We start from the raw sequence: 19,053 nt of genomic DNA, 5'->3' as shown, positions 1-19,053 counted from the left end.
TCTAAAATCCCCGATTGCTCGACGTTGACTGTTTGATTGTAGCGGCACGAGGGGAAGGAGAACGCGGTACCTTCCCTCACGCGGCGGGAATTTGCACTTCGGCTAAGGCTTGGGCCGGACCGAGGAGGGAAATATAGGTTTCTTGAAAATAGCGGCGAGCCACGTCGCGGGCGATCGCGGCGCCGATCCCGGCAATTGCTTCGGTAAACTGGCGGTCGAAATCGATCCCGAGACCGAGAGTTTCGTACCAACCGAAGACTTGGGCGATTTGGGCGTTGGTTTGTTTGCCGAGGGCGTACTGTCCCAAGAGTTTGTTTTTAGAGGCTTGCAGCTCTTCGGCGGTTAATTCGGTGCTGCAGAGGCGTTCGACTTCGGTTTGCAAGCCTTTGAGGGCGATCGCGGTATTTTCCGGAGCCGTTCCCATATAGGTGACGAAGGGGGCGCGATCGAGGCGGGTGGGGTAAAACGCGGACACGTCGTAAGCTAAACCGCGTTTTTCGCGCAATTCCACGAACAGACGACTCGACAGCCCGTTACCGAGGTAAGTATTGAGCAGTTTGAGGGCGGCGTAATCTTCGAGGTTGAGCTCGGAACCGTCCGGCGGGCGCACGGCGGCCCCGAGGTAGCCGACCATGACGATCGATTGCTGGGTGTCTTGGGGCATACTCAGATAGCGCGAACGAGGGCGCACCGAGGTCAAGGGGTGTGGGGCGATCGCCTCGCCGGAGGGCTGCCAGTCGCCGAAAACTGCCTCGATCAGGGCGATCGCCGCTTCCGGGTCGATCCGTCCGGCCAAACTAATCACCGTGCGATCGGGGCGAAAGTAGGTTTGATGGTACTGTTGGAGGTCTTGCCGTTGTAAGTTGGTAACGGTTTGTTCGGTTCCCAGACTGGAGAAGGCGTAGGGATGGTCGGGATACATCGCCTGGCGCAGGCGATCGAAGGCGACGGTAAAGGGCTGTTCTTTTTGAGAACGAATCCCCTGCAAGGTGAGGCGGCGTTCGAGTTCGACTTCCGCTTCCGGGAACGACGGCGATCGTAATAATTCTGCCGCCAGGTGTAACAGGTCGGGAAAATCTGCGGAGACGGCTTTGAGACTGACTAAAAAGTAATCCGGGGTGGTATCGGTACTCAAGCTGGCGCCGACGGATTCGACTTGTTCGGCAATATCGAGGGAGGACAGCCGTTCGGTGCCTTTGGTCAACACGGCGGAGAGTAAGTGAGAAAGTCCGGCTTGCTCCTGACGTTCGCAGCGACTCCCTGCTTTGATAAAGATGCGACCTGCGATAATGTCGGCGGCGGGATTCTCCGTTGCGATCGCCACCATGCCATTACTGAGAACCGCACGACAAACCCGTTCGTTCTCTGGCGACTGTTTCACGCTCTCATTCACTGCTATTTCCTTGGCTTCCTTGGTTGTGGACTGTGGTCGTTGGCATCGGTTGACGTCAACTCCCCCGCAAAACTCCGGGCAAGTTGGCGACCTCGAACCGCGATTTTTCCCCTAGACGGTGGATTCAAATGGCTTAACCGTCGTTACCGCATAATATTTAGGCGATAAATACTGACTGGCGACCCGTTGCAAATTATACGGATCGAACGACTGAATTTGTTCGGGATAGCGCACGGCCCATTGGGCGCGGGCGATCGTTTCGTAATAGCCGTACAACCCCGCCAGTTGGTTGGGGGTTTCCGTAGAAAAGGCATAATCGTTACACAACAAGCGCTTTGCCCGATTGAGTTCGATTTCGCTGACGGGTTGTTGTTGGAGTTGGCAGAGGCGATCGCCGATCGCCGCTTCCACCCGATCCATGTATTGCGGTTCGAGCCATGCCCCAATCGTAAATAAACTCGAATCGCGTTGCAACGAAAAATCGCTACTGATGGCGTGGACGAGTTCGCGTTCTTCGCGCAGTTCGCGTACTAAGCGCGAGGTGCGTCCTTGGGCGAGCAACACCGAGAGTAAATCCAAGCCGTAAGCGTCGTGCAGTTGTTCGACCCCCGGCCCGGTCCACGCCATCACCAGGCGCCCGGTTTCCAAACGGGGGAGGTAGAGTTCCCGACGGCGTACTTCGGTTAACGGGGGTTCGGCTTCGACCTCGACGGCCCAACAGGGTTCGGCGGCGGGAAAGTCGCTAAAAGACTGGCTGACTAATTCGATCGCCCGTTGCCGTTCGATGTTCCCGACGATCGCCACCACCATATTTTCCGGTTGGTAGTAACAGCGATGGAAACGGCGCATCTGTTCGGGCGATCGTTCCATTAAATTCTCGATCCCTCCCAGAACCGAACGCCCGTAAGGATGTTTGACGTAGAGGGTTTCCATTAGGGCTTGAAAGGCGAGAAAATCCGGATCGTCCCAAGATTGACGGATTTCTTCTAAGACCACTTCCCGTTCTCGGTCGAACTCGTCGTGGGGAATTCCGGCGTGCAGCAGTAAATCCGCCAGTAACGGTAGGGAATCCTCGATGTAGCGATCGGCAGTGGTGATGAAAAAATGGGCGTAGTCGTGGGAAGTTGCCGCATTGGTCATGCCACCGCGATTCTCGATTTCGCGATCGAAGGCTCCCGGGGGCAAGCGATCGGTTCCTTTGAAAATCATGTGTTCGAGGAAATGCGCCATTCCGGACCACGTATCGGGTTCGCGAACGGCTCCCGCTTGCACCCACACGTCAACGACCACCACCGGGGTGGCGTCAATTTGTTGGTGAACGACGGTCAGCCCGTTGTCGAGCTTGACCACTTTTCCTGGGAAGTCTGATTCAGCCAGCAGTGATGACAAACCCCTCAATTTCAAACACTAAGTCTGTAGCAATTTAACCATCCTAACGTTTCCCGGTCGTCTTAGAAACCGGGAAACGATCGCAATTCACGGTCGAGTCGCCATTCGGGGGAATGCACGCGGCGCGATCGCGCTTCGCTCTTTTGGCTGAATTGGGTTGAGCGAACTGTCCCCAAATCAAAGGCATCGCCGAAGACGACAGCTCGACTCCTGGGCAAAACTCCCTATTTCTGTACGTTCCTACGGGATCTCGAAGGCTTAAAAACAGGTTTCCCAACAGAACTGACTGGGTTCAGTACAATTGAAAAAAGTAACGGATACAGACAGACCGCATGATTCCTACCGTCATCGAACAATCGGGTCGTGGCGAACGCGCCTTCGACATCTACTCGCGCCTGCTGCGCGATCGGATCATCTTTCTCGGACAACAAGTTGACGCCGATCTCGCCAACCTGATCGTCGCGCAAATGCTCTTTCTCGAATCCGACGATGCTGAGAAAGATATCTATCTCTACATCAATTCCCCCGGGGGCTCGGTCACGGCGGGGATGGGCATTTACGATACCATGAACCACATCGGCCCCGACGTTTGTACAATTTGCTTGGGACTGGCTGCCAGTATGGGCGCCTTCTTGTTGGCGGCTGGCGCCAAAGGTAAGCGCATGAGCTTACCTCACTCCCGGATCATGATTCACCAACCCCTCGGTGGCGCGCAAGGTCAAGCTGCCGATATTGAAATCCAAGCCAAAGAGATTCTCTATCATAAGAAACGCTTGAATAGTATTTTGGCCGATCGCACCGGGCAACCGTTAGAAAAGATCGAACAAGATACCGAACGAGATTTCTTTATGTCCGCTCAAGAATCCGTCGAATACGGCTTGATCGATCGCGTGATCGATCGCAGACCGTCGGCGCAAAATCCGATCGCGAATAACTAAAACGGCTCGTCGCTTTTTAGCTCGAATCTGCTATTGGCGATCGCCGCCAAGCGGGCATTTTATCCGCCTTGCGGCGATCGCATTTATCCGTCCGGCAGATTTATACAAGTCGAAGCACAATCCCACGTTAATTCGCGAGATCCTTGACCACCAAAGAGATCGACCGAGATTCAGTGCATCTCCAGGGTCGCCATTAACGGGTCAAACCCCCGAGATGGTCTCGGGCAGTATTGTAGACCCTCACTTATGCCGATCGTATTCATTGTTTATTGCTCTTATATTTTCCTCGGAGAATTGAGCCTCAGGTCGCCCGCGATCGAAGTTAACTATTGCCATCAAAGAGCAGGCGATCGATCGTTTTAGGTGTCCGTTCTCTTCTCTACAATATAAATATTCACTGCGAAACCGTCCCCATTGAGGCGATCGCTGGTGGCGAGCTGGTGGCGAGCGGTTGGCAAACTGTGGGGCGATCGCCCCGTTCCACCGGAAAAGCTCTCGAAGCGGACTCCAACAGATGCCGCCACTGTCCGCCCGGACCGCAGACCGAAACCGAATCGCCGTGCACTCGCAGCAAGCCCAAACCCCAATCAGGAGGTATTGAGATCGTGGTCGTTTCTAGCGCCAAAACGAGTAAAACCGCAAACACTAAACCCCACGCCAACGGTTCGATCGCCCATTCGGGCAAGCACAAACATCCCAAAAAACACAATCACTACGGCTTTCAAGATTTTTTTGAATTTCAACCCGAAACTGGCAGCGTCGTTGACTGGAACGAAGCGCGCAATATCCTGACCAGTGAAGACTTTATCATCGGTCTGATCGAAGGGTTGGAAGAAGAAGTCGGCAATGCGTCCTCGGTGATCATGTACACCATCGGTTGCGACTGGGGAACCAAAGACGCCAAATTTTTTCAGCAGTGGTTTGAAAAAGAATACGATCGCGATATCCGCCAGACTAACTTGATGTTTCTGCTCGAAACTTGGTGGTGGCCCTTTACCGCCCAAGGTTGGGGACGCTGGGAAGTCGATCTGAGCGATCGCAAGCATGGCTTCATGTTCATTAACTTATTCGATTCTGCCGTAGCGCGGACTCTCGGCGATGTCGGCAAACCCGTTTGCTACATCTACGCGGGATTATTTGCCGGATTCTTCTCCAATTTGGTCAACAAACAGCTCAGTTGCATCGAATTGCAGTGCTATTCGATGGGCGAAACCTACTGTAAATTCCTGCTCGGCAGTCAAGACCGCATCGACGCCGCCGCCTTCTGGCAAAATGAAGGCGCCACCGCCCGCGACATTCAAAAACGCTTGGAAATAGGAGAACGAGTCCATTGAACGCCGTCAATTCTTGGCAACACTTGAGTGTCGAGGCGTTTTTCACCGCGTGCAATTGGCAAGGTCAAGCGGTTGAAGTGCGACCCAACGGGCATGAAGCTGCCCCTTCCCGTAGCTTAGAGATGACCGTCGGCGACTTTTTCCGCGCCCTACCGTGGGAAGGAACCCCGGAAGTCGGTTCGCTGCCCAAACCTCCGGTGATGGAGGTGATTGCGGGGGGGTCGTCGGAAAATAAAGTGACCATCGACGAACTCTCGGATTTGTTTTAGTAGGGGCGTTTCGCGAAACGCCCTGTAGGGGCACTTCGCGAAGCGCCCCTACAGACGATCGCCCCGGTAAATTTTACCCGCGATCGCCGCCGATCTTTACTCATATTGTTTGCCAGACTATGCACCCAGAGATGAAAGCCTTAATTGAAAAGGCACAAGAACAATACTTAAAATCCGACGATCTGCTCCGGTTTCGCCGTCATGTCGCCTCCCTCGCCCAGCGCCTACAAGCTTACAAAGTGCTACGCGATCGCGAAGAAGAAATTTTTCAACCGATCGCCGATACCCTGGTCGAAACTTTTCCCAACGAGTCTCAGGAAACCTTAGAACGGTCTTTAAAATACTGGCTGTCTGCCATGCGACATTGTGCGGCGGCGATGCTCGCTTCCGATAGCGATTATTTAAACGCTCGGCTGCAGTGGCTTACCGGATTGATGGGCGCCCGCGACACCCAGGAGATCGACCGCAAGATCGATGCTTTACTGCGCGATCGCGTCGCCGCTACCCTATCTCAAAAACAATTGGCGGTGTTCGAGCCTTATTTAAAAAAAGCCTGTCAGCACTTGTCGAAGGTCGGCGCCGACGATCGCACCTAACCGCTTTCGACCGGGGCGATCGCGATCGATAACTTTTCCGGGCAAACGGCCATCTCATCGAGGGATTTAACGGACGATAAACGTGATGATTTCTATAGCGAACTTACTCGAAAATGAAAAAATTGGCGGTCATTATTTTGCCGCCGATACCTACGTGCGCGGCGATCTCGAATTAGGATTATTGGAAAATCGCCGGGGCGATCGCCTCCTGGCGATTCCCGATACCTTAATTGAGGCCATTTATGCCGGATTGGAACAGGAAACGGGTTCCGCAGCTCGCCTCGTTTTATTTAACTGCGGCAAATGGTGGGGCAAAAACTTTTACGTTCGCTTTTGCGAAGAAATTCAAGACTATTACGATAAGGCGATCGCCCAGATGGAAATGGTCGAATTTCTCCAATGTTTTCGCGAACTGTGGAAAACCTCCGGGTGGGGATTGTTCGACTTGGACACCACTTATTACGATCGCGGTTTTCTCGTGGTTAAAATCACGAATTCTCCGTTTGCAAGCAAAGCCCCGGAAAATTGGAAACGCCCGGTTTGTTTCTTAGAAGCGGGGATTTTAGCCAGCTTTTTCAGTCAGCTTACGGGTCGCGAATTGTTCTGCGTCCAGACAACTTGCGAATCTCTCGGAGCCGATTGCAATCATTTTGCGATCGGGTTGGGCGATCGCGTCAAACCTGCGGAAGCGTTAGTCGCTCAAGAATTAAGTCACGAAGAAATTATGGCGAAACTGTGCGAATAGCGATCGTGCTTTTCTCGTGCTTGTTTCGTGCTTGTTTTCTTGCCATTCGGGTCGAGTTCTCGATCTCGACGGGGGCGATCGGGCGGGTTTACTGCCCGCCTCTCTCACAATTTTTCACCAACTTGCCAATCGAGATCGTCCCTCGATCTCCAAGAATCAGCCTTTTCTATTAATTAGGAATGAATCGCCACGCGATCGCGTCCCAAGTAGAAGACAAACAACAATAAAGGAACGACGACGATCGCCCAACCGATCCCCAAAGACCAGGCGGGATAACCTTCGTAAGGAACGGCTACATCTTTAGAAAACTGGGTTGCCAACAACATCGCTAAAATCGTCGGAATCGCGTATTTGACCGCAAAATTCCACCATTTCCCAATCTTCCATTCGCTCACTTCATTAATATATCGTCTCAGTTTTTCCGCTCCATAAATCCATCCCACGAGAATCGATTGGCCGATCCCTACAAACAACAGGTTATAGCTGGTGACAAAATGATCCACAATATCTAAAAAATACAGTCCCGCTCGCGTCGTGTAAATGATTCCCGCGATCGCGCCCGCCAAACAGACGATGAATGCCACTTTAGCCACGGAAATATGGGGGTGGCGATCGACAATTGCGGCATTTAACGCTTCAACCAGGGAAAAAGCACTGTCAATTCCCAACGAAAGAAACATCAGAAAAAACAGAAGACTAAACAAGTGAGGAAAAGGAATTAAACTTAACGCTTTCGGAAACACCACAAACGCCAAACCCGGACCGGACGCCGCCAACTCCACTAAAGGCGTATCGGTTTGCGACGCCATATAACCCAACACCCCAAAAACGACCAAACCCGCAAATAAACTCGTGGCACTATTTAATAAAGCAGTCGTCCAAGCATCTTTCACAATATCATCGGAGTCATTTTTGTAACTCGCGTAAGCAATCATGACCCCAAATGCCAGGGACAAACTGTAGAAAATTTGTGAAAAGGCAGCCGTCCAAACTTCCGGATTCACTAACGCCGTCCAATTGGGGTTGAGATACATTTCCCAACCCGAGAGAAACCCGGGTAAGGTAATCGCACGCAAGAACAACAGCAGCAGTAAAATGACCGGAAGCGGCACGCTATACCAGACAACTTGACCCACACTTTTCGTCCCTTTCCAAACGGAAAAGTAAATGGCTATCCAAATGACCAGCAAAGCCCCGAAAATCGACCCGTCGATCCCTCCTAAGTCGTTGACACTCGCACTCAGTTCGAGAATGCGATTGAAAAAGTAGTCTTGCGAATTGGCAGACCATTCGACGCGGACTGAAGCGAACAAGTAAAGTAAAGACCACGCCATCACAACGGCATAGTAAGAGGTAATGATGAATGCAGAAATGAGGGCTAAGATTCCCAAACCACTAAAGCGAGGATTTAACCGGGTATACGTACCGATCGCCCCCTGCTGCATTTTTTGACCGATCGCAAATTCAACAATTAATAAGGGAATACCGACAAAGACTAAGGCGATGAGATAAGGAACGAGAAAAGCTCCCCCACCGTATTTCCCAGCTAAATAAGGAAAACGCCACAAATTACCTAACCCAACCGCCGAACCTAAAGCGGCTAATAAAAAGGTCGTGCGGTTCGTCCAGCGTTGACGAGTCATTGGATTTACTCCAGAATCATTAAAAAGTTGTTCTTATATCATGAGTTTGAACGATTTTTTTGACTGTAATTCTAAAGCTTTTGTGAAGGTTTTGTATTTTATTCTGGTCGATGTTTTGACGGATCTTTTTACGATCTTTTTATAGTTAAAGAATTGAGCAATAGAGAGATGGCAGTCAATGGATTTTGAGAAACTATCTGTTATTTTAGGGACATTTTCCGACCTCGTTAACGTTCTTCAGTGCAGTATCGTTCGGGCGATCGGTTGCTCTCACTTAATTTGCTTTTAAAGTCGTTCGGGTTGCATCGATGGTAAATATACCTCAATCCAAGCCGTCATTCTCGCGCCAGCAGAGCCGCGATCGAGTAGGGGCGTTTCGCGAAACGCCCCTACCTTGACGACCCCCCAGAGTAGTATAAACAGCAACATATACACGATCGCCCTCGAAGGGCTAGGCCGCCCGAAGCCATGAAATGACGATCGAAGAGAAGCGAACGAATCAAACGAGAGGAGATTAAGCGATTAAGCTTTTGTCCCCTCGACCTTCAAATCCCTTTAACCGATCGATACGATCGCGTAGAATTTGAAGGCGAAAGTAAACCCGAAAGCGGCGAACCCACTCCCTCCAAAATCACCGATTAATTGCACGCGATCGCTACAACTCATCCCACCAATTGAGCAAAAATACTGAATCTTCCCGGTTTTCTGGAAGCGCGATCGCGATCTTTCGATAATCAATAAAATAAAAAAGCCCCGAATACTTTGCTAGAGACCCTTTGACCGCCACCAAGACGGCCTCAAGGGCGAACTGTCCACTCTAAACTTTCAAAGAGACGATCGCTTTTTGTTATCAAACTTTAACCTTGTAGCACGAAATAACAATTGTTAAAAAAGTTACAATGTTGAGTCGGTTCGGTCGGAAGCCAGAGGGCGATCGTCAAGACTAAATTCCCAGAGAGTGAAGGATTCCCGAAGATCGAGACAGTCTCGTTAACCCTTCGGTCGTTGCTGGACAATCGAAACCCCTCCAATTCTCTCAACAGTCTCAACAGACGCGCGTCCGAAAGCAATCCTACAGACCGAAAATGTCAGCAGGTGGAGGCCCAAGTCAGTCGTGGTTGTCGATCTTACCCAAAATTCCTACGAAGCGAAAACCCAAGAAATTGCCCGAGATCTTTTAGGGGCAACGCGAGAAAAACGCTCGTTTTTTGCCCAAATGCAAGACAAAATGCGCCTCGACGATAAATTACTAGCGTGGGCGATGAGCAATCCCGGTTTGCGGGTGCAGTTGTTTCGCTTCATCGACTGCTTACCCGCATTGCGCTCTAAAGCGGAAATTGCCCGTCACCTCCAAGAATATCTCACCGCCGAAGACGTCGAACTTCCCGACGCCCTCAAAAAATTAATTAGCTTTAGCGGTAGCGATTCCGTCCCGGGAACCGTAGCGGCGACGACGGTGGCGACCGCCGTGGAAACCCTCGCCCAAAAATATATCGCCGGAGCGACCGTCAAACAGGCGATCGAGACCCTCAAACGCTTGCGAAAGGAAAAAATGGGGTTCACCCTCGATTTGCTCGGCGAGGCGGTAATTACCGAGGCGGAAGCGAAAGCCTATTTGCAAAATTACCTCGATTTAACCGAGCAGTTGACCGAGGCGGCTCAAAGTTGGTCGAAAGTGGCCGAAATTGACGAAGCGGACGGCGAGACCCTGCCTCGGGTGCAGGTTTCGGTGAAACTCACCGCCTTTTATTCTCAATTCGATCCGGTGGACGAGCGCGGAAGTGAGGAACGAGTCGCCGATCGCATCCGCACCCTGTTGCGTCACGCTCAAAACGTGGGGGCGGCGGTTCACTTCGACATGGAACAGTACGAGTATAAAGATTTAACCCTGTCGATTCTCAAACGCCTCTTACTCGAAGACGAATTTCGCGATCGCGCCGACCTCGGCGTCACCCTACAAGCGTATCTGCGCGACAGTTACGCCGATTTGAAAGATCTGATCGCCTGGGCCAAACAACGGGGAACCCCAGTCACCGTGCGCTTGGTCAAAGGGGCGTACTGGGACCAGGAAACCATTAAAGCCCAACAAAAACATTGGCCGCAAGTCGTGTATAACGACAAGGCGGCGACGGATGCCAATTACGAACGGATGACCCAGTTATTGCTGGAAAATCACGAGTATTTGTATGCGGCGATCGGTTCTCATAACGTGCGATCGCAGGCATTGGCGATCGCGATCGCGGAAAGCTTGCAAATCCCCCGCCGTCGTTTCGAGTGCCAAGTCCTCTACGGAATGGGGGACAAACTCGCCAAGGCGATCGCCCAACGGGGTCACCGCGTGCGCGTCTACTGCCCTTACGGCGAACTACTGCCGGGAATGGCCTATCTGATCCGCCGCTTGCTCGAAAATACCGCCAACAGCTCCTTTTTACGCCAAAATCTCGAAAATCGCCCGGTCGAAGAATTGATCGCGCCGCCGCAAGGAGACGAGAACGCAAGCGTACCCCTTCACGGCGAAGCCTTCCCGGACGCCGCACCGGATACGGATTTCGCGGAAGCACAAGCCCGTCAAAACGCCTGGGACGCCCTCAAACAGGTGCGCCAAAACCTCGGCAACACCTATTTACCGATCGTCAACGGCGAACCCGTCAACACGATCGATCGCGTCGATTCCGTCAATCCCTCCAATCCGGAGGAAGTCATCGGCACGATCGGCCTATTATCCCTCGAACAGGGCGATCGCGCGATCGCCGCCGCCAAAGCTGCCTTACCCGCTTGGCGACGTACCCCCGCCTCCGAACGGGCCGCGATTTTACGCAAAGCCGGAGATCTAATGGAACGGCGGCGCTTTCACCTGTGCGCCTGGATGATGCTCGAAGTCGGCAAACCGTTGCGCGAGTGCGATGCGGAAGTCACCGAGGCAATCGACTTTTGCCGCTATTATGCCGAACAAATGGAGGCGATCGATCGCGGTTACAACTTCGACGTCGCCGGAGAAACGGACCGCTACCACTACCAACCGCGCGGGATTACGGTGGTGATTTCCCCGTGGAACTTCCCCCTCGCCATTCCCACGGGGATGACGGTCGCTTCTTTAGTGGCGGGGAACTGCACCTTATTAAAACCTGCGGAAGTCTCTTCGGTGATTGCGGCGCAAATTGCCGAAATTCTCGTAGAAGCGGGGATTCCTCCCGCAGTGTTCCAGTACGTCCCCTGTAAGGGTTCGACGGTGGGGGCGCATTTGGTCAAACATCCCGATGTCAATACGATCGCCTTTACCGGATCTCAAGAGGTCGGCTGTCGGATTTACGCCGATGCGGCGATTTTGCAACCGGGACAAAAGCACCTCAAGCGCGTGATTGCGGAAATGGGGGGCAAAAATGGCGTCATCATCGACGAAAGCGCCGATTTAGACCAGGCGGTGGCGGGGGTCGTACAGTCGGCGTTCGGTTATAGCGGTCAGAAATGTTCTGCCTGTTCCCGGGCGATCGTTCTCGATGCGGTTTACGATACCTTTGTGGCACGCTTGTGCGAGGCGACGCGATCGCTCAATGTCGGCCCGGCGGAGGATCCGAGTACCCAGGTCGGTCCGACGATCGACGCTACGGCGCGCGATCGCATCGGCGAGTACATCGCTAAGGGGAAAGCCGAAGCGCAGGTCTTGGTGGAAGTTCCGGCGCCGGAGACGGGCTATTTCGTCGGCCCGATCGTGTTTGGGGAGGTCAAACCGGAGGCGGCGATCGCCCAAGAGGAGATTTTCGGTCCGGTCTTGGCGGTGATTCGCGCCCGAGATTTTGACGAAGCCCTGGCGATCGCCAACGGCACGAATTATGCCCTCACCGGGGGCTTGTACTCGCGCACCCCGTCTCACATCGAACGGGCGAAAGCGGAGTTTGAAGTCGGCAATTTATATATCAATCGCGGCATTACCGGGGCGATCGTCTCCCGTCAGCCCTTCGGCGGCTTTAAGTTGTCCGGGGTCGGGTCGAAAGCGGGCGGTCCGGATTACGTGCTGCAATTCCTCGAACCGCGCACGATAACTGAAAACGTCCAACGGCAAGGGTTTGCCCCGATTGAAGGGGTGGATTGAATGCGGGGGAGTTAGGAGACGCTGCGCGTCTTCTCCCTCGGATCTGGGGCGATCGCTTCGAGATCGTCCCACAAGTGAGGGGCCGTGAAGTCGGCGATCGTTTGTGAAGCGCCGATCGCCCGCAAGGTCTCGGGGTCGTGGGTGGAGGCCACGCCAATGGTATAAATCCCGGCGGCGGTGGCGGAACGGATGCCCGAGGGGGAGTCTTCAAAGGCGATCGCCTCTTGCGGGGAAAGACCCAACTGCTGCAAAGTCTGTTGATAGGGAAGCGGATCCGGTTTTCCGGCGGGGAGATCTTCGGCGATCGTCACCGGGGCAAAGCGATCGCTCAGGTGCAAAATGTCTAACATGAAACGAACGTTTTCGCGGGGGGCGTTGGTGACGACGGCGCACTTTAAGGCGCGATCTCCCGCCCAAGCGAGTAAGTCTGTCAATCCGGGCATGGGTTGCAATTGAGCCGCAAATTGCCGAAATTGCGCTTCTTTTTCGTCAGCCACCCGCGCCGCTTGTTCGGGGGAAAGATGGGGGAGTAAATCGGCGACGATCGCCGGATTGAGTCGTCCGCTCATCTGTTTTTGATAAAACTCTCGATCGATTTCTAAGTCATAAGTTTTCAGCAATTCTTGCCAAGTTAGAAAATGAATCGGATCGGTATTGGCTAAAGTTCCGTCTAAATCGAATAAAATGGCGGCGATCGTCATGGGGCAAGTTGTTGTTAAATCAGGTGGACGAATCATGATTTTTTACCATAACATCGCCGCGATCGCGATCGGGGGCGATCGGGGTTTTGACTCGATTAACCCCTTCTTAACCCTAAAGAGGATAAGCTTGGATGGCACTGCCATCGAAACCGACCGCCCCTCGATTTTGAGGACCGAACGTTTTGTCAGGTTTTATTTTAACTAGACTCGACGATCGCAGGCGATCGATTGGCGCTACAATACGAATTCTGAATGTGGAGAATCAACTTAAAATGCACGTAACCATTTACTCCGATGGAGCTTCCCGAAAAAACCCCGGTCCGGCGGGCGCGGGCGCGGTGTTAGTCGATGAGGAAGGGAATGTTTTAGAAGAACTTGCCAAATATTTAGGCATCGCCACCAACAATCAAGCGGAATATCAAGGGGCCATTCTCGGTTTAGAAAAAGCCCTAGAAATGGGAGTCAAACGGGTCAAGTTGCGTGCGGACAGCCAACTGATGATCAGACAAATTCGCGGCGAATATCGGGTTAAAAATCCCGCTTTAAAACCGTTATACGATCGCGTGATGATGTTACTGAGTCGCTTTGAAGGATACGACCCGCCGGAACACATTCGCCGGGAACAAAATCGCGAAGCGGACGCTCAAGCCAACCGCGCCATCGACGAGTACGAACGCGATCGCCAGGAAGCGTCCTAGAGCAATATTGCCGCCCGATCCGGAGATCGTTACCGCCACGGAGTGTTATATATACATTAAATACACGTGCGCCTGTCGTCCCCAACCACCGCATTCGCGGAGGATCTCCCCCGCAGAATTGGCCCGAGTCCGTCAACGATTGTTCAAATCTAAAGAAATCTTTGAATTTATAGAATTTGCTCAAAATCTTACCAGGGCAGGGATGCATGTTTGTTAAGGTATGGGGTGGAAAAAATTTAAGGCAGTGTTCCGATAACACCCTTGAAATCATGCAAACGTGCAGAAACTGTAAACATCAGGGAACCCAACGTTGTCCGGTGAGACAACGGACTTTTTTTGTATTTGAGACCAGTCAATTACTGTCAAAAGGTTTTTGCGATCGCTGGCAACAGATAACTTCCGGTTAACGGCGATCGCCCCCTGAGTGAAGAACGTTAAAAAATCCGATCGATTGGGAGGGGATAGGGGTAGCCGTTGCCGTCGATCGGGTTTTTTATAAGCTTCGTAAAACTTGTATGTTCGAACGTCACTAAAACCGACTGAATTCGCGCATAATGCGATCGTCGAGGGCATAATTCATCTGCAACAAAATCGCACGGATCGCCCAATTTTCATTGTGAATCCACCAGGATGCCGAAGTAAATTGTTGCAAGATACTGTGAATGTGGTTTTTAGCAATTTCCGGTAAACTTTTCACTGGATCTAACCGATCGAGGGCGGCGATCGCCCGTTCTCGAATTTGTCGCGATCGCTCGACTTCTTCCGGGTTTCCTTCCAAGAGCGGCAAAGCAGTTCTCGCAAAACCAGAAGAGATTTCTGCGTCTATCAACCAATTTTCTTTAAGTGCGATCGTCTGACAGAGACATTCGAGAATTAGTTTTTCCATCATCAATAAATTCGGCTTCCAGCGATCGAGCAACTGCAGGGCGCTATCGATTTCGATATAATCCTCTTCCACCAACGCCGTAGACGACTGACTGTAGGGATAAAGCGGATCGATTTTGAGTTTGCGCGCCGGAATATTGCGTAATTGTTTCTCGATTTTCGTCCAAATTTTATCGGGCAATCGAGTTAAGCCGTGCAGTTCCGAGGTGACGATAAACTGCTTAAAAATGGCGATCGTATCTTCCAAACTGACCATATCGACCCACAGATCGAGATAAGCTCCCGATGCGGTGGGTGAATTTTTTTTCAAGGGCTGGGTGGGTAAGCGACGAATTGCACCTTCGAGGGCGTCGAACCGTTGAAAACAATGAGTATCCAAGGAAATCAAATCAGACATAGTGGGCGATTTTATAGCAGTTATAGATGCAGTTGTAAATGCAGTTGTAGATGTAGTTGTAGACACAATCCTCTCGAAGGTCTGCCGTATCTTGGCGATCGCCGAGACGCCTAACTCCTAGCCCCTTCGGGGCGGCTACGCCTACGGAGTCGCTTCGCTAACGGCGTCGCTTCACGAACGCCTCAGATAGAGCACCCCCCTTTTCCGTTGTAACCGATGGACGGGCGAACGGCGCGCAGTGGGGGAACGACTACATCGATTTGGATCCGCGTTTTCTGCCAAAACGGCGACGGTGGAGGACGAAAATCGACAGTAACGCCGAGATCGAGAGGGCGACAAAAGCGGCAAATGCGATCGCCAAAATCGTTTTCAGGCGATCGGGAAGAAACCCTTCAACTTGGCTCCACACGCCGAACAGATTGCCTTGCATCAAATAGCTCACTGCACTTAACAGTTGCAAGACTTCCAAATCCGGAGCCAAGGCGAAGGCGCGATCGAGGGGTTCTCGTGCCGATCGCGGTTGCCAGTCGTAGAGGTAGACGAAAGCGAGATAGGCGTGAGCGTAAGGGTTTTGGGCGTCGAGTACCGTAGCCCGTTTGAGGGCGGCGATCGCCCCTTGGGGGTCGCGCTGCAACACCCGAGCCAAGGTTAAATTATAGATAAAATCGAGGCGTTCGGGTTGGCTTTGCAAGCGATATTCGAGCGATCGCGCCGCTTGTGCGAGATAATCTTGCACCGGATCGTACTGATTGATGCGGGCGACCTCTTCAAAGACCGGACCGAGGGCGTCGGGACCTCGGGGCATCGCTTGGGAGAGCGATCGCAGTTGGGTGACCCAGTCTAATTCCGGCGCCGGAGTGGGGGTCGCATTCTCGTCGATCGTCAGACTCACCTCTGGGGCGGCGATCGGGTAAATTTCTCCCGTTTCGCGATTGAGATAGGTCACTTGCAAGCGATAGACCCCGGGAGGTAAATCGGCGGGGGGTAACATCGCCGTGCGATCGACGACGCGAACCGGAACGGACGTATCGATTTGCGAATACAAGCGACCGCCCGCGATCGCGCGATCGTGCAGCCAGCGATCGCCGTTGTCATTTTCCCAGGTAACGATCGCCAGTCCCCGTTGCAACGGTTCCCACGGACCGGACCAGTAATAGGTGACGGGAACGGGAACCCCGGGAGGCGAGGCGGGAGGGACGATCGCGCGATCGAGGCGCACGGGAAGACTCGGCGACCTGTCCGCGATCGGTTCGACCGCTACCCCGGGCGGTTGACGGCGGTACAGTTGCAAGGTGCTGGGATCCTGCTGCCCAGCCGTTTCGGGAATGGGTAAGGTCCATTCTCGTTGTAAAATCAAGTCCGGATTTTGGGCGATCGCCGCCGAGATCGCGCCGTAGGCGTCCTCGGGCACCGAACCGGGATCCCCCGTTTTAGTCACGAACCAATCGAGGGATCGCATGTCGCGATCGACCTGAGACAAGCGCGTTCCGACCTGGCGTCCGTACACCTGGAAATCGGCCAAAGCCCCGTAATAATTAACGTTATGCTGGTTAATTTCCGGCGTCGAGGGCAGCACCCCCACGGTGGTTTGTAAATAGGGGGATGTATTGATAATTTCGGCGATCGCCTCGGGATGGGGCCATGGCGGTCCGGTGTAGGGGCGGCGGTCGGCGCGATCGCCCAACAGTGCGGATCCGGGCAAGGTAAAGCCCCAGGGAAATAGATGATTGAGCGCCAACAGCACGGCGATCCCGAGGGTTCCCCAGCGCACGGAACGCGCCCATTTCCCCCGCCAGCAGCTCAAGCCATACGCCAGGGCGATCGCCACGGCGGGTAAGTAGGGTAAGACGTAGCGAAAGTCTTTATTGATATTGACCGAAGCGAAGAAGTAAGCGCCGAGGAGGTAAACCGCCAGCCAGCGCCAAGGATGGGGAACCGGGGACGGCGAGAGATCCTTTTGGCGGCGTCGGTAGTAGAGGAGAAAGCCGACAATGGCAACGATCGCCAGCAACCAAGAGACGTGATTCGGCAGTTGTTCGGCGTAATAAGTCCAGGCGTCGAGACTGGTCAGGGAGGGATCCCCTTCGGCGATCGCCGCATCGACGGTGGCGCGTTTGCTTCCAGTGAGGATTAACAGCCAGTTGGTGCGGTACCAGGGGTAAATGACGAGGGCGGCGATCGCCACACTGAGGCTGAGTTGCCCGCATTGGCTCCATTTACGCCCTTTGAAGCTGGCGATCGCCGCCCACAACAGGGGGACCGAGAGAAACAGCAACGCCGTTTGTTTGACCATCAAGGCGAGACCCGACGCCATCCCGAAAGCGGCAGCCCACAGCCACGGTTCGAGGGTGGGGGGCAGTTTGAAACGGCTTGGGGGTCTGGTGTGGAGCCTCGGGGAATGGGTTCGAGACCGCCACAGGGTCAGGCAAAAAAAGGCGAGGGTGACCGTAGCAGTTAAGGGATAATCGAGCAGAAAATCGAGGCGCGATCGGTAAAAGGCGGGAAACAGGGTACATAAGGCGGCGGCCCACAGACCAATTTTGGGGTTGAACAGGATCCGGCCCAAGCCGTAGGTACTGGCGAGTAAGATCGCGCTGAAGAGGAGATTGACCAGGGTCGCGCGATCGCTCCCGGTTCCGAAAATTTGGTGAATGACGGCGGTCGCGAGGTAGGTTCCCGGGGGAATTTTGGAGGAGAGCAACCAGAGATTCGTCCACCATTCGCCGGAAAACCAGTGGGGGTGTTCTAAGGCGTCGGCGTAGTTTAATGCTCCGGTCAGGTAGTCGGCCCTGTCCCAATCCGGGACGGAGCGATCGAGGGCAAACCAGAGGCGATCGCACCCGCTTTGTAATAGCCAGATGGCACCGAGGGCGATCGTCCGATGCCAACGCGAATTGAGTTCGATCACGACGGATTCTCCCTTTTTTTAAGCGTTGCCCTTTTTAGGCTTAACATGACATTGACCGTCTCGATCGCGGGGATTTTCGATCCTTTGAGCCGCTCTCGCTCCCTTGAACCCGACTCTAAAAGCTAAAATCTAAAATTCTCCATTACTTCCCCCGATCTCTTTAAGTTATGTCAGTATGCTGATGTAGATCTCTAGGGTTTGGTTCTTTTTTTCATGACTAACCGTTTTGCGTTCGCGCAGCGTCTGCCTTGCAGAATCGACTGGCATCGCATCGTTTTGCTTCCGATTACGGTTGTGGCGATCGCGGGGAGTGCATCGGGCGTACGCGCCGAGAATATGTATAACCCAATCCGCCTGCCGGGTAGCAATGAAATCAGCGATACCCTCTCAGAACAGGATATTCCTACAGGTCAGGGCGGCTTTGCTCGCGACTATATTGTCACCCTTCAAGAAGGGGATCAAGTGGCGATCGACCTCCTTTCCGACAGTTTCGATACGATCGTCGCCTTAATTGCCCCCGACGGCACGACGATCGCCGAAAATGACGACGGTCCCGACGGTAGCACCAACTCCCTATTATTTTCGCGGATTACTCAAGGGGGAGATTACATCGTCCGCGTCCGCGCTTTCGGTGAAGGGGGTACGGGCAACTTTACCCTCAAAGTTACCCGCCTGCGCCCGATCTGAGCTTTTCAACCCGTCTGCGTACTCGTTGGGTGGCGACCCCAAGAAAAATTTTTCCTTTAGGGGTTGCCAACCCCTAATAAATTTGCTACGTTAGTTAAGCGTCAAAAATAAAGCGCGCCGGGATAGCTCAGTCGGTAGAGCAGAGGACTGAAAATCCTCGTGTCGCCGGTTCAAGTCCGGCTCCTGGCATCTCCTGAAACCGCCGAACCTTCAAGCTTCTGAAGGTCTGGCGGTTTTGATTTTGGCGGGTTGGGCGTCCCTTCCCGTTATTCGACAGAATGCGGGTTTGAGCGTTTAATGACTCTAAGTGACGGGAACATTGAGATCGGATTTACTTTTCATGGCAATTCTCGCAAAGATGCGATAATTTTTTTGAGGAG

General features: G+C 53.2%; 15 protein-coding genes and 1 tRNA gene. 9 read left to right on the top strand and 7 right to left on the bottom strand.

The window, feature by feature from the left end; all coding sequences use genetic code 11:
- Positions 1–76 precede the first annotated feature (76 nt).
- The 3 genes from HCG48_RS14785 to HCG48_RS14775 all read right to left on the bottom strand — a co-directional run bounded on the left by HCG48_RS14785 (position 77) and on the right by HCG48_RS14775 (position 3,000).
- Complete coding sequence (locus HCG48_RS14785; RefSeq protein ID WP_168571901.1) at positions 77–1,327, bottom strand: M16 family metallopeptidase; 1,251 nt, start codon at positions 1,325–1,327, stop codon at positions 77–79.
- 177 nt (positions 1,328–1,504) lie between these two features.
- The gene (locus tag HCG48_RS14780; protein WP_168569841.1) at positions 1,505–2,782 is read right to left on the bottom strand and encodes a M16 family metallopeptidase; all 1,278 of its coding nucleotides are present in this window, start codon (positions 2,780–2,782) and stop codon (positions 1,505–1,507) included.
- Between the two features lie 62 nt (positions 2,783–2,844).
- Entirely contained in the window at positions 2,845–3,000 is a 156-nt protein-coding gene (locus HCG48_RS14775; RefSeq protein WP_210437040.1) for a hypothetical protein, read from the bottom strand.
- Positions 3,001–3,114: 114 nt separating this feature from the next.
- Here HCG48_RS14775 and clpP point away from each other — a divergent pair, with 114 nt between their 5' ends.
- From clpP to HCG48_RS14750, 5 genes are all read left to right on the top strand, one after another.
- Positions 3,115–3,720 carry an ATP-dependent Clp endopeptidase proteolytic subunit ClpP gene (gene clpP, locus HCG48_RS14770; RefSeq protein ID WP_168569839.1) on the top strand — a complete coding sequence of 202 codons (606 nt, stop codon included), beginning with the start codon at positions 3,115–3,117 and terminating at the stop codon, positions 3,718–3,720.
- 668 nt (positions 3,721–4,388) lie between these two features.
- Positions 4,389–5,054, top strand: coding sequence for a V4R domain-containing protein (locus HCG48_RS14765; protein WP_168571900.1), 666 nt, complete (start codon positions 4,389–4,391; stop codon positions 5,052–5,054).
- Positions 5,051–5,323: a hypothetical protein gene (locus HCG48_RS14760; protein WP_168569838.1), complete on the top strand. Its 273-nt coding sequence runs from the start codon at positions 5,051–5,053 to the stop codon at positions 5,321–5,323. Before HCG48_RS14765 ends, HCG48_RS14760 begins: the two co-directional genes overlap by 4 nt.
- A gap of 119 nt (positions 5,324–5,442) precedes the next feature.
- Positions 5,443–5,919 carry a bilin-binding protein gene (locus tag HCG48_RS14755; protein ID WP_168569837.1) on the top strand — a complete coding sequence of 159 codons (477 nt, stop codon included), beginning with the start codon at positions 5,443–5,445 and terminating at the stop codon, positions 5,917–5,919.
- A gap of 85 nt (positions 5,920–6,004) precedes the next feature.
- Positions 6,005–6,664 (top strand): V4R domain-containing protein, encoded by a 660-nt coding sequence (locus HCG48_RS14750; RefSeq protein WP_168571899.1) that lies wholly within the window; start codon positions 6,005–6,007, stop codon positions 6,662–6,664.
- Between the two features lie 173 nt (positions 6,665–6,837).
- Here HCG48_RS14750 and HCG48_RS14745 read toward each other — a convergent pair whose 3' ends face one another.
- A complete protein-coding gene (locus tag HCG48_RS14745; protein ID WP_168569836.1) occupies positions 6,838–8,307 on the bottom strand; it encodes a sodium-dependent transporter in 1,470 nt (489 codons plus the stop codon).
- A gap of 1,114 nt (positions 8,308–9,421) precedes the next feature.
- Between HCG48_RS14745 and pruA the strand changes: the two genes are divergently transcribed.
- Positions 9,422–12,397 (top strand): L-glutamate gamma-semialdehyde dehydrogenase, encoded by a 2,976-nt coding sequence (gene pruA, locus HCG48_RS14740; protein WP_168569835.1) that lies wholly within the window; start codon positions 9,422–9,424, stop codon positions 12,395–12,397.
- A gap of 11 nt (positions 12,398–12,408) precedes the next feature.
- Here pruA and HCG48_RS14735 read toward each other — a convergent pair whose 3' ends face one another.
- Complete coding sequence (locus HCG48_RS14735) at positions 12,409–13,134, bottom strand: HAD family hydrolase (RefSeq protein ID WP_246259567.1); 726 nt, start codon at positions 13,132–13,134, stop codon at positions 12,409–12,411.
- Between the two features lie 146 nt (positions 13,135–13,280).
- On the opposite strand from HCG48_RS14735, the gene HCG48_RS14730 reads away from it, so the two are divergent.
- The gene (locus HCG48_RS14730) at positions 13,281–13,796 is read left to right on the top strand and encodes a ribonuclease HI family protein (RefSeq protein ID WP_246259566.1); all 516 of its coding nucleotides are present in this window, start codon (positions 13,281–13,283) and stop codon (positions 13,794–13,796) included.
- Positions 13,797–14,325: 529 nt separating this feature from the next.
- Here the strand turns inward: HCG48_RS14730 and HCG48_RS14725 are convergent.
- A complete protein-coding gene (locus tag HCG48_RS14725; RefSeq protein WP_168569833.1) occupies positions 14,326–15,078 on the bottom strand; it encodes a hypothetical protein in 753 nt (250 codons plus the stop codon).
- A gap of 250 nt (positions 15,079–15,328) precedes the next feature.
- Entirely contained in the window at positions 15,329–17,986 is a 2,658-nt protein-coding gene (locus HCG48_RS14720; protein WP_168569832.1) for a phospholipid carrier-dependent glycosyltransferase, read from the bottom strand.
- A 213-nt stretch (positions 17,987–18,199) separates the two neighbouring features.
- Here HCG48_RS14720 and HCG48_RS14715 point away from each other — a divergent pair, with 213 nt between their 5' ends.
- A complete protein-coding gene (locus tag HCG48_RS14715) occupies positions 18,200–18,673 on the top strand; it encodes a PPC domain-containing protein (protein ID WP_168569831.1) in 474 nt (157 codons plus the stop codon).
- 116 nt (positions 18,674–18,789) lie between these two features.
- Positions 18,790–18,862: transfer RNA gene (locus tag HCG48_RS14710), tRNA-Phe, on the top strand.
- Positions 18,863–19,053 lie beyond the last annotated feature (191 nt).

The organism is Oxynema aestuarii AP17, from assembly GCF_012295525.1.
In the GTDB taxonomy this organism is placed as follows: Bacteria; Cyanobacteriota; Cyanobacteriia; order Cyanobacteriales; family Laspinemataceae; genus Oxynema; species Oxynema aestuarii.
The sequence above is the reverse complement of the archived record's forward strand: the minus strand, read 5'-3'. Positions and strand labels throughout refer to the sequence as shown.